At 29.5% G+C, this 12538-nt stretch carries 10 protein-coding genes and 1 pseudogene; 6 read left to right on the forward strand and 5 right to left on the reverse strand.

Annotation, left to right across the window (positions count from 1 at the left end; translation table 11 throughout):
* Window position 1: 1 nt before the first annotated feature.
* The 6 genes from AB8B22_RS08915 (at window position 2) to AB8B22_RS08940 (ending at window position 6389) form a co-directional block, all read left to right on the forward strand.
* On the forward strand, window positions 2-181 hold the full coding sequence (locus tag AB8B22_RS08915) for a hypothetical protein (RefSeq protein WP_369710851.1): 180 nt from the start codon (window positions 2-4) through the stop codon (window positions 179-181).
* Window positions 182-361: 180 nt separating this feature from the next.
* Complete coding sequence (locus AB8B22_RS08920; protein ID WP_369710852.1) at window positions 362-1459, forward strand: RNA-guided endonuclease TnpB family protein; 1098 nt, start codon at window positions 362-364, stop codon at window positions 1457-1459.
* A 118-nt stretch (window positions 1460-1577) separates the two neighbouring features.
* A complete protein-coding gene (locus AB8B22_RS08925) occupies window positions 1578-2024 on the forward strand; it encodes a hypothetical protein (protein WP_369710853.1) in 447 nt (148 codons plus the stop codon).
* 40 nt (window positions 2025-2064) lie between these two features.
* A complete protein-coding gene (gene dapF, locus AB8B22_RS08930; protein WP_369710854.1) occupies window positions 2065-2829 on the forward strand; it encodes a diaminopimelate epimerase in 765 nt (254 codons plus the stop codon).
* 97 nt (window positions 2830-2926) lie between these two features.
* Window positions 2927-3811: a 4-hydroxy-tetrahydrodipicolinate synthase gene (gene dapA, locus AB8B22_RS08935; RefSeq protein ID WP_094079782.1), complete on the forward strand. Its 885-nt coding sequence runs from the start codon at window positions 2927-2929 to the stop codon at window positions 3809-3811.
* A 115-nt stretch (window positions 3812-3926) separates the two neighbouring features.
* Window positions 3927-6389 (forward strand): glycogen/starch/alpha-glucan phosphorylase, encoded by a 2463-nt coding sequence (locus tag AB8B22_RS08940; RefSeq protein ID WP_094079781.1) that lies wholly within the window; start codon window positions 3927-3929, stop codon window positions 6387-6389.
* Between the two features lie 110 nt (window positions 6390-6499).
* On the opposite strand, the gene AB8B22_RS08945 is transcribed toward AB8B22_RS08940, so the two are convergent.
* The 5 genes and pseudogenes from AB8B22_RS08945 to treC form a co-directional block, all read right to left on the reverse strand.
* Window positions 6500-6997 carry a ferritin gene (locus AB8B22_RS08945; RefSeq protein ID WP_314082151.1) on the reverse strand — a complete coding sequence of 166 codons (498 nt, stop codon included), beginning with the start codon at window positions 6995-6997 and terminating at the stop codon, window positions 6500-6502.
* A 23-nt stretch (window positions 6998-7020) separates the two neighbouring features.
* On the reverse strand, window positions 7021-7434 hold the full coding sequence (locus AB8B22_RS08950) for a Fur family transcriptional regulator (protein ID WP_314082148.1): 414 nt from the start codon (window positions 7432-7434) through the stop codon (window positions 7021-7023).
* Window positions 7435-7566: 132 nt separating this feature from the next.
* Window positions 7567-9243, reverse strand: a complete 1677-nt coding sequence (locus tag AB8B22_RS08955; RefSeq protein WP_094079778.1) for a sensor histidine kinase — start codon at window positions 9241-9243, stop codon at window positions 7567-7569.
* Window positions 9244-9393: 150 nt separating this feature from the next.
* Window positions 9394-10644, reverse strand: a pseudogene (locus tag AB8B22_RS08960) (Glu/Leu/Phe/Val family dehydrogenase).
* A gap of 123 nt (window positions 10645-10767) precedes the next feature.
* On the reverse strand, window positions 10768-12459 hold the full coding sequence (treC, locus tag AB8B22_RS08965; RefSeq protein WP_369710855.1) for an alpha,alpha-phosphotrehalase: 1692 nt from the start codon (window positions 12457-12459) through the stop codon (window positions 10768-10770).
* Between the last annotated feature and the right edge of the window lie 79 nt (window positions 12460-12538).

The following is a 12538-nucleotide window of genomic DNA, read 5'->3' on the forward strand; positions in this document are numbered from 1 at the left end:
ATTGAAAAAAATATTATTATTTTTACTGTTGTTTATTAACATTCTATCTTTTAGTGAATTTAATGATAAAGCTCAATTAAATTCAGCAATAAATAAAACAATAAATCAGTTTAATGAAACTGAAAAAAATAAATTATTTAATGAAATGATTAAAAAAAAATCTGTTTTAACAAAAAGATAGCAAGAAGTCGTAGGCTTTCTACAAGTGGGAAATGAATTGCTTTTTTTGTAAAAAAAATTGAAAAAAGGATACATCCATGATACAATTTTTGTATAAAATATTGAAGAGAACTTATTGATGATAAAATCTCTAAAGAAATAATTAAAAATAATATTCAAAATCAAAAGGAGGTGTAATTCTATGAAATATAATTTAGCATTCAAATACAGAATTTATCCAAATAAAGAGCAGGAATTATTGATAAATAAGACTTTTGGATGTGTTCGTTTTGTTTACAATACGATTTTGTATACTGCTAATAAAATTTATGAAGAAACTGGGAAAAATAAAATAATTACACCTGCCAGTTTGAAAAGTGAAAACCAATTTTTGAAAGAAGTAGACAGTCTGGCACTTTCAAATGCTCAATTGAATGTAAAACGATCGTTTACGAATTTTTTTCAGAAGAGGGCAAAATTTCCAAGGTTCAAATCTAAAAAGAATAATATTAAAAGTTACACGACAAATTGTGTGAATAATTCAATACGAATTGAGGAAAACAAATATTTGGTTTTGCCAAAATTGAAAAAAGTAAAATTGAAATATCATAGAGAAATACCAAAGGATTACAGAATAAAGTCGGTAACACTAACAAACAGTAATGGAAATTACTATGTTTCTATTTCGACAGAATTTGAAAAAGAAATCCAAAAGGTAGCTAGTAATGATAAAGTAATGGGACTTGATTTTTCAATGTCTGAATTATTTTTCAGTTCTGAAAACCAAAGGGCTGATTATCCAAGATATTTTAGAATGTTGGAGAAAAAATTGAAAAAATTACAGAAATCGTTGTCAAAAAAAGTGAAATTTTCTAGAAATTGGTATAAACAAAAAATGAAAATATCAAAATTACATGAGTATATCAAGAATTGTCGAAGAGATTTTTTGCATAAATTATCGAAAAAATTATCTGAAGATTATAATGCTGTGGTTGTTGAGGATTTGAATATGAAAGGGATGAGTCAGGCATTAAATTTTGGGAAAAGTGTAGGAGATAATGGATGGGGAATGTTTTTGAGAATGCTTGAGTATAAACTGATGTTTTTAGGGAAACAATTTTTGAAAATAGATAAGTGGTTTCCATCATCGAAAACTTGTAGTAAATGTGGAAACGTTAAAGAGAAATTGAAATTATCAGAAAGGAGTTATAAATGTGAGTGCTGTGGAATTGAAATTGATAGAGATTACAATGCGGCATTGAATATAAAAAATATTGGAAAATTGATGTTGAAATATTAGGAAAATAAAAAAAGACAGGGTAGGAACTACCCGAAGAGCTTGGTAAATATATTTGGCTAACAAAAGCAGATACTTCCCAAGAAGCTCCCACTTCTAAAAGCGGGAGTAGTTCACCGGTATGGAAGTGGCAGATAAAAAGAAACAAAAATCATTTAGAATCTTGATGGAAATGATTACAGAACAACACTTAAAAAATATTATCTATAATTCAAAAATTGAATTATATGATATTACAAATATATCAAAAAACAAGGCAAATGGAACTCTTGAATTAAAATTTGTAGATGCACTTGATGCTTTAAATAAATTAAAAGAATATATGTTAAAAAAATATGGAAAAAATGGTCAAGTAGATTTGGACATACTTTTAAATGAAAAAATAAAATCTGAAATATCTCAATATTTAGATATCTATTCAAAAGAATTAATGAAAAATGATAAAAATATCACAGAAATTATAGACATTGAATTAAAATTTGAATTAGAAGAAAATGAATGGATTCCAAAAGAAAGTATTTCAAATTACATACTAAAAAATTTTCTAGAAAACTATAAAAATAATTAAAATAATTTATTAAAATTAAGAAGTTAATGGAGGTTAAATTATGTTAAAATTTGAAAAATATCAAGGAGCTGGAAATGATTTTGTCATTGTAAATGAAAGAGATTTGATTGAAAAAGGAATTCCAGATTATAACGAGTTTGCAGCTCAAATTTGTGATAGACATTATGGTATTGGTGCAGATGGACTTATAATTTTAAAATATGTGGCAAATATGCCATTTATGTTCTTCTTTAACTCAGATGGAAGCCAAGCGCCTATGTGTGGAAATGGAATTAGATGTTTTTCTCAATATCTAATTAACAATCATTTAGTTGAAGGAAATGAATTTACAGTAAAAACTGTTGATTTAAACATCAGAACAAGTTATGATGATGAAAATGATATTTTTACAGCTCGTGTGAATATGGGGAAACCTGTTTTTGATGCAAATAAATTAATTAATACAGAAAAAGAGAGATTTTTAAAAGAAAAAATTACAGTTGATGGAAAAGAATTTGAAATTTCTTACATTTTTACTGGAACTGATCACAGTGTAATTTTCGTCAATGAATTTGACGACAAAATTATTAATACTTTTGGAAAAAAAATTGAAAATTATACTGAATTATTTCCAAAAAAAGTTAATGTAAATTTTGTAAAAGTGTATGACAAGACTCATATTGAAGTTATCACCTGGGAGAGAGGAGCTGGAAGAACTCTTGCCTGTGGGACAGGTGTCACTGCCGCTGCTGTTCTATCAAGAATTTTTGGCTATACAGAATACAAGGTCAATGTAAAAGTGTGGACAGCTTGTCATAGAATATGACAAAGAAGGTGATGACGCTTTTATGACTGGGCCTAGTGAAAAAGTTGCTGAAGGATTTTATAAATATAAAAGATAAAAAAATTGAAAGGACAAAAAAATGAAATTTGAAGGATCTTATGTAGCTCTAATTACACCATTTAAAAATAATGGAACCGAATTAGACGAAGATAAATTGCGTGAATTAGTAAATTATCACATTGAAAATGGGACAGCTGGAATTGTGCCTTGTGGGACGACTGGAGAAGCACCTACACTTACATTTGCTGAGCATGAAAAAGTTATTAGAATTGTTGTGGAAGAAGTGAAAGGAAGAATACAAGTTATTGCTGGAGCTGGTTCAAATAACACAAATAGAGCAATAGAACTTACAAAATATGCAAAAGAATTGGGAGCGGATGCTGCACTTAGCACTTGTCCTTATTATAATAAACCAAGTCAACGTGGACTTTATGAACATTACAAAAAAATTGCAAATGATTCAAAATTTCCTGTAATGCTATACAATGTTCCTGGAAGAACTGGGACAAATATTGAGCCTGAAACAATCGCAAGGTTAGCCGAAATTCCAGAAATTGTGGCTGTAAAAGAAGCAACTGGAAGTCTTGAACAAATGATTAAAATTCAAAACTTGTGTGGCGATAAAATTGAAATTTTATCAGGCGAAGATCATCTAATTTTACCAATGTTATCAATTGGAGCAAAAGGAGTAGTATCTGTTGTTGCAAATATTATGCCGCAAGAAATGAATGATTTAATCAGTTCATTTTTAAACAAAAATTTTGCAAAGGCTTTTGATCTACACACAAAACTTTACGACGTAAGTAAAAATATGTTTTTGGAAGGAAATCCTGTCACAGTGAAAGCTGCTATGAAAATTTTAAAAATGATAGACAACGACGATGTAAGATTGCCACTTGTTTCGGCAGAACAAAAAACTTATGAACAATTGACAAAAGTTTTTAAAGAAAAAGGAATTTTATAAAATTATAATTTAACTTTATCCTTATACGATAATTTTAATTATATTTTAATTGAAAAAAATTGAAAAAAAGGGTAAAATAGCAATTGAAAAAAATAAAAGTCTTTTAGGAGGAAAAATGACGATTAATAAAAATGAATTAAAAAAAAGTATTACCAGAGAATTAAGAGCAAATTTTGGTAAAACTATCGAAGAAGCTCATGAATATGAATTATATTATGCAGTTTCTCGTGCGGCTTTGGAATATGTTGTAGAAAAATGGTACAACACTAAAAAAACTTATGCCAAAAAACAGGCAAAACAAACTTATTATCTTTCTGCTGAATTTTTAATGGGAAGATTTATGGGAAACAACTTGATTAACTTAAGAATTAATGATGTTATTAGAGAAACTTTGGACGAATTTGGAGTGGATATTAACAAACTTGAAGATTCTGAAATGGACGCTGGACTTGGAAATGGTGGACTTGGTAGACTTGCTGCCTGTTTTTTAGATTCACTTGCAACTTTAAAATTACCTGGACACGGATATGGACTTCGTTACAAATACGGAATGTTTGAGCAAAAAATCGAAAATGGATTCCAGGTGGAATACCCTGACGATTGGACAAAATACGGCGATCCTTGGTCAATTAAAAGAGTTGACAGAATGTTTGAAGTAAAATTTGGAGGACAAATTGAAGTCCATAAAGATGAATATGGAAAAGAATATTATAAAATGATAAATACTGAAACTGTTCTTGCAGTTCCTTACGATGTGCCTGTAATCGGATATGGAAACGATACTGTAAACACGCTAAGATTGTGGGAAGCAAGATCGCCTGAAGGATTTGATCTAAAACTATTCAATGACCAAACTTATTTACAAGCTTCGGCAAAAGCGGTAGAAGCTGAAGATATTTCAAGAGTATTATATCCAAATGATACTAAAAAAGATGGAAAACAATTAAGATTAAAACAGCAATATTTCTTTACTTCAGCATCATTACAGGATATTGTAAGAAGATACAAATCAATCTATGGAAACGATTTCTCAAGATTTGCTGACAAAATTGCAATTCAATTGAATGATACACATCCAGTTGTTGCAATTCCTGAACTTATGAGAATTTTCTTAGATATAGAAAAATTAGGTTGGGACGAATCTTGGAACATTTGTAAAAAAGTATTTGCTTATACAAACCATACAATTTTATCAGAAGCATTAGAAAAATGGGATATTCCTTTATTCCAACCACTTTTACCAAGAATTTATCAAATTATAGAAGAAATCAATAGAAGATTCATTACTGAATTACAACAAAAATATCCAGGAGACTGGCATAGAATTAACAAAATGTCAATTATCGGAAATGGACAAATTAGAATGGCGTGGCTTGCAATCGTAGGTTCACACAAAGTAAATGGAGTTGCTGAGCTTCATACAGAAATTCTAAAAAATTCTGAATTAAAAGAATGGAACGAATTGTATCCTGAAAAATTCTTAAATAAAACAAACGGAATCACTCAAAGAAGATGGCTTCTAAAAGCAAATCCTGAACTAGCTTCTTTAATCACCGAGTTAATCGGAGATAAATGGATTACTGACTTATATGAACTTAAAAAATTAGAAAAATATTTAGATGACGACAACATCTTAAATAGAGTTTCTGAAATTAAATTTAACAACAAACAAAGATTAGCAAATTATATAAAAGAAACAACTGGTATTGTAGTCGACCCGCATTCTATCTTTGACATTCAAGTAAAAAGATTACATGAATATAAAAGACAATTACTAAATGTTTTACACATTATGGACTTATATAATAAATTAAAAGATAATCCATATTTAGATGTAGAACCAAGAACTTTCATCTTTGGTGCAAAAGCAGCCGCTGGATATAGAAGAGCCAAAGGAATTATCAAATTGATTAATTCTATCGCAGAAGTTATTAACAACGACTCATCTATCAACGGAAAAATTAAAGTTGTGTTCTTAGAAAATTATAGAGTTTCACTTGCTGAAAAAATATTCCCAGCAGCCGATGTATCAGAACAAATTTCAACTGCAAGTAAAGAAGCTTCAGGAACTGGAAATATGAAATTTATGTTAAATGGTGCATTGACACTAGGAACAATGGATGGAGCAAATGTGGAAATCGTTGAAGAAGTTGGAGATGACAATGCATTTATTTTCGGACTTTCAGCTCAAGAAGTAGAAGCTTACGAAGCTAATAATGAATACAATCCCTATGAAGAATATGTGAATGTAGAAGGTCTTAAAAAAGTTATTGACCAATTGGCAGACGGAACTTATGACGACAATCACACAGGTATCTTTAAAGAATTGCAGAATTCATTGTTATACGGTGTAGACGGTTCAAGACCTGATGTTTACTTCCTATTAAAAGATTTTGCATCTTACAGGGAAGCTCAGGATAAACTTCAAAACGCATTTAAAGATAAGAGAGAATGGACTAGAAAAGCTCTTAAAAATATTGCAAATGCTGGTAAATTCAGTTCTGACAGAACAATTGCAGAATATGCAAAAGAAATTTGGAATATTGAACCAATTGAAGTAAATGATTACATTGACTAATTAGGATTCAATAATAACAAAGAATCTCAAATTTATTTTGGGGTTCTTTTTTTATTCTTTTAAAAAAAAGCTACACCTAAAAAGGTGTAGCTAGAAAGTCAAATAATTTATTATTTTCTTTCTCCCATTTCTTTATCCAACAAATATAATTCAACATTTTTGTTGTCAACATTTAACAAAGTGATTTTATCAATTATTTTTTTAACTGTTTCTTCTTCTTCTTCCTGTTCTTCGATAAAGAAATCTAAAAAGTTTTCTACTCCAAAATCACCCAAATTTCTTGCAACTTTGTAAATATTTTCAATAGATGCTGTAACTTTTTGCTCGTGTGCCAATGCCACTTCAAATACTTCTTTTACTGAAGAAAAATCAGCTTTAGGCTTATTTAACTCAAAATATTCGATTTTTCCTTCTCTTTTTAAAAGATAATCATAGAATTTTTTAGAATGTCCTAATTCTTCTTGTACTTGAGCATCCATCCATTTTGCAAATCCTTCTAATTCTCTTCCTTCAAAATAAGCTGACATAGCTTTGTATTGGTATGCCGCTTCAATTTCCATGTTTACTTGTGCGTTTAATAATGCTTTTAATTCATCATTTAATTTCATTTTTTTATCTCTCCTCTTTTATTTTAATTTTTGTTTAAACATTTAGAACAAGTTCCTTTTAGATAAAAATGCATCTCATTTACCTCCACATCACCTAATGACGACAAATCAAACTTTGACAAATCTACATCAAAATCCAATATTTCTCCGCATTTTTTACATTTAAAATGACCGTGACTTTTTGTTACTACATCATATCTAACTTCATTTTCTTCGATTATAATTTCTTGAACAATATGATTTTGCACAAATATATTCAGCGTATTATAAACAGTAGTCTTTGATAAGGTCGGCATCTCAGGTGACAAATTTTTGAAAATATCATCAACTGTTGGATGCGTATGATGATCTAGCAAATATTGAAATATTCTCATTCTTTGGACAGAAGGTTTTATACCATTTCCTTTTAAATATTCACTTACATTTTCTACGTGCATATTTTCCTCCTTGATTTTATTTATATTATTTTATTTAATTAATTTATGAAGGTATTTCAATAACTTATTTGTATCTATTACAATTTTATACTTTTTTTGAAGATTTGTCAATCTTTATATTTAATTTTATTCTCAAATTTTTAATTTTTTTATAAAAAATGTAAATATCGTCTTAACATTTGGCTCACTTTCAACATTTATCAAAATCTCGTGACGCTGTGCTATCTCCTTTGCTATTGCAAGTCCGAGTCCCATTCCATTTTTATTTTCAGTACTGTTTGACTTATGATAGCGATTAAAAATTTCTCCAATGTTTTTAGAATCAATTCCAGCTCCTGTGTCAATAATTTTTAATTCATATTTATCTTTTTTTTTGAGCGTTTTCAAAAAAATATCAATTTTCTGATTTTCTTTAGAAAATTTTATTGCATTGTCAACAACAATTATTATCATCTGTCTAATTCTTTGATAATCTCCACGAAATAAATAATTCTCTTTCAAATTTTCAAACTCAAAATTAATTTTTATATTTTTTTTAGAAGAAATTTGTTTCATACTTCTTACCACATCGTTTATTATATCTTTTAAGCTTATTATCTCTTCTTTTATCGAAAAATCCAAATTTTGTAATTTTGTTAAATCAATTAAATCATTTATCAAGTGTTGCATATGAATACTGTCCGCTAAAATTTGATGATTATATTCATCAAGTTGTTTAGAATCATTTATAATTCCATCACAAATGGCTTCTATTGACCCTCTTATAACTGTTATTGGCGTTCTTAGCTCATGTGACACATTTGCTATAAAATTTTGCCTCATTTTTTCAAATCTCTCTCGCTCTTTTAAAGATTTATCCAATTTCAGTGCAAGAATATCAATGCTTCTAGCTAACTCCCCTATTTCATCACTCTGTTTCACATTCGTTTTAATTTCATAATTTCCTTTTGCAAGTTCCAAAGTAGTATTTTTTATTTTATTAAGTGGATTTGTAAAACTTGCAGACAGCCAAATTGCCGCAATACTCGCTAAAAATAAAGCGATGATTATACTTAGAACAAGAGTATAAGTTCCACTTTTCAAAGAAAGAGACAAGTATTTTATAGGAGAATGCAGTAGAACCACTCCTTCAATCTTTGTGCCATTCTTTATGGGAACTGCAACAGTTATCGAATTCTCACTCAAATAATCATTAAAATTTTCAGTAGTTGTAACTTTTCCATCTAATGCTTTTTTTATAGTATCTTCAGCATTTGGCGGAAGTTTAAAATAAGAAATTAATTGATTTTTTTCTCCCTGTACTATATTTCTTGTCTTTGCATCCAAAATCCACACTTCTGCCATCGCAATATTTTCAATCATTTTCATACTTCTAAAAATTCTAAAGCTATTTTCCTGCTCTTCGTCAACTTCATGCAAATTTTTATTATTTTCTTCTTCGCCTATTTTAGGAATCTCTTCTACTTTTGGAGAATTATCATTTTGAAAATTTTGATTATTTAAATTTCCGATTGCATTTGGAAAATCAGGAGGCTTTGGAAACTTCCTTTTTTCTTTTTCCATTTTTTTTCCACCGTCTTTCAAAAACTCCTTAGGTCTTGGGGAAAACCACATATCCGACAAAGTCTCTGATATTTTTATGGCTCGTTCTTCCAAATTCTTTTTATGCAACAAAATAGTATTTTGCCGAAAGACATAATAAAAGAAAATCCCCACTACAATTGAAAACACAAGAAGCGATAAACCAAAATAAGAAAGCAGTTTAAAAAATATTTTATTTTTAAACTTTATTTTCCCAAAAACTCTCATTTTCCTCCTCTTTTTATAAGATATGCTTATTATACAATATTATCACTCATTCTCAAAATTTTTTTATAAAAATTAAATTTATTTTTCTAAAAAAAGACTTATCACAAAGAATAAGCCTTTTTTATTATTAAATTATAAAAACTAGATTTTTTAATACCAACCTCTTACTTTCATTGCTTTAGAAATTGTATCAATACTCTTCATATAAGCTGCATTTCTTAGATCTACTTTATATTCATCAGCTATTTTCCACACATCTTCAAATGCTTTTGACAATAGCGCATCTTCTTTTTGCTGAACTTCATCAAATGACCAGTAATAGCTTTGCAAGTTTTGTACCCATTCAAAGTATGAAACTACAACTCCACCTGAATTTGCAAGTATATCAGGAATTACTGTAATTCCTTTTTAAATAAAATTTCATCAGCTTCTGGAGTAGTATACGTTTGCTCCTTCTGTAATCACTTTAGCTTTAATTCTGTCTGCATTTTCAGAAGTAATTTGATTTTCTAGTGCACAAGGTGCAAGTACATCAACTTCCAATTCTAATAATTCAGCATTTGTGATGTCTTTTCCATAACCTTTATTTTCAATGATACGACCATTTTCTTCAAAATCTTTGATAACTTTTTCCATATCGATTCCATTTTCATTGTAAATTGCCACATCGGTATTTGAGAAAGCTACGATTTTTGCTCCGTCTTTGTGGGCGTAATAAGCTGTATAAAATCCTACATTCCCAAATCCTTGAACCGCGTAAGTTGCTCCTTTTATATCAATTCCTAATTTTTCAAGTACTTTTTTAGCATTTAAGTTAACTCCGTATCCAGTAGCTTCAGTTCTAGCTAATGAACCTCCAAATTCCAATGGTTTTCCTGTGAAAATTCCTTTCGCTGATCTTCCAACTTTTTCTTCATAAGCTTCAACCATCCAAGACATAATTTGTCCATTAGTGTTGACATCTGGAGCTGGGATATCGACTTTTTCTCCAATTACTGGCGAAATTGCTTTTGCAAATCCTTTTGAAATTCTTTCTAATTCACCTTTTGAGTAATCTTTAGGATCTATTGCCATTCCACCTTTTCCACCACCGTAAGGAATTCCTGCAACAGAGCATTTGAATGTCATCCAAGTAGACAGAGCTTTTACTTCATCTCTTGTAACACCTGGATGAAATCTAAGTCCACCTTTGTAAGGTCCTACTGCGTTATTATGCTGAGATCTGTAACCTATAAACGTTTTAATATCTCCATTATCCATTTTTACTGGAAATGATACTTCCAATACTCTTTGAGGGTTTTTCAAAATTTCATACACAGCTGGATCTGCATTTAATTTATCACAAGCTGATTTAATCTGCTTTTGTGCAATTTCAAACGGATTTAATGTTTCTTTTGCCATAATTCTTTCTCCTTATCTTCAAAATATATTTCGATTAACAAATATTTTATACTATAAAATTTGAAATTTTGCAAGTTTTTTTTTAAATTTTTTCAAAATTTTTATCTTCAATTACTTTTAAACTTATTTTACTTTTTTGAAAATTATTGCCTCATATGGCTTTAAAATAAGTTTATTCCCATTTATTTCAGGACTTTGCACATAATTTGAAAGTAAAATAAAGGCTTCTTCCAAATCCATCCCTTTTACATCAAATTCAGTAACTTTGTCATAAAAATTGGCAATTATTATCAATTCTGCATCTTCTCCTACTCTCTTATAAGCGTAAACTTTTTTGTTTTCTAAATCAATATCTTCATATCTTCCAGTAATTAAAAGCTCTTCTGTTCTTCTTAACTGAATTAGATTTTGGTAGTGATAAAATATTGAATTGCTGTCTTTTAGTGCATTCTCGGCATTTATCTTCTTATAATTTTCTGGAATTTCAATCCACGGAGTGCCACTTGTAAATCCGGAATTTTTTGTATCATCCCATTGAACTGGCGTTCTTGAGTTATCTCTTGATTTTTGCATCAGAATATCAAGCACTTCTTTTTCAGAAAGTCCTTTATCTCTCAATATTTTATACATATTTTTAGACTCCACATCCCTATATTTTTCAATTTTATCAAAATATGGATTTGTCATTCCAAATTCTTCCCCTTGATAAATATACGGAGTTCCTTGAAGCCCATGAAGTACAGTTGCAAGCATTTTCCCTGATTTTTCATGAAAATTTTTGTCATCTCCAAATCTTGATAAAGCTCTTGGCTGATCGTGATTAGTCCAGAAAGTTGCATTCCATCCATTTCCTTCATACATTCCAATCTGCCATTTTGAAAGTATTTTTTTAAGTTCTACAAAATCGAATGGCGCTTTTACCCATTTTTCTCCATTTGGGTAATCCACTTTTAAATGATGAAATGAAAAAGCCATTGAAAGTTCTTTTTCTTCAGGATTTGAATATCTTACACAATTTTCAAGACTCGTTGATGACATTTCTCCAACAGTCAGTAAATCGCTTTCTCCAAATGCCTCTTTGTGAATTTCCTTCAAATATTCGTGAATTTTAGGACCATCTGTATAAAATCTTCTCCCATCAGGCACAAATCTTGTGTCACTTCCATCGTCATTTAAAAATCTCTGGTCTTTTGAAATTAAGTTAATCACGTCAAATCTAAATCCGTCAACTCCTTTGTTAAGCCAATATTTTATCATTTCATAAACTTTTTTTCTCACATTTTCATTTTCCCAGTTCAAATCAGCTTGAGTCACATCAAATAAGTGCAAATAATACTGTTTTCTTTTTTCACTCCACTTCCAAGCACTTCCACCAAATTTTGACTGCCAGTTTGTCGGTTCTTTTCCATCCACTTCATCTTTCCAAATATAGAAATCCTTGTATTCAGGGTCACCTGCTTCAGATTTTTTAAACCACTCATTTTCAGTTGAAGAATGGTTTACGACAATGTCCATCACTATTTTTATATCCCTTTTGTGAGCGTCTTTTAACATTTCTTCAAAATCTTCCATTGTCCCATAGCTCTCATCTATGCTGTAATAGTCGCTTATGTCATAACCGTTATCATTTTGTGGAGATTTATACATTGGTGTTAGCCACAGCACTTCCACTCCTAATTTTTTTAAATAATCTAATTTTTCTGTAATTCCTTTTATATCTCCTTGTCCACTTCCAGTCGTGTCATTAAAACTTTTTGGGTAAATTTGGTAAACTACTGATTTATGCCACCATTTTTGCTCAAAATTTTTTTCCATTAATTTCACTCTCCCTATTTTTAATTTTTATTTTTAAAATTTAATTATTTCATCATAATTATACCACAAAAAAAGGGAA

The organism is Leptotrichia rugosa, from assembly GCF_041200005.1.
In the GTDB taxonomy this organism is placed as follows: Bacteria; Fusobacteriota; Fusobacteriia; order Fusobacteriales; family Leptotrichiaceae; genus Leptotrichia; species Leptotrichia rugosa.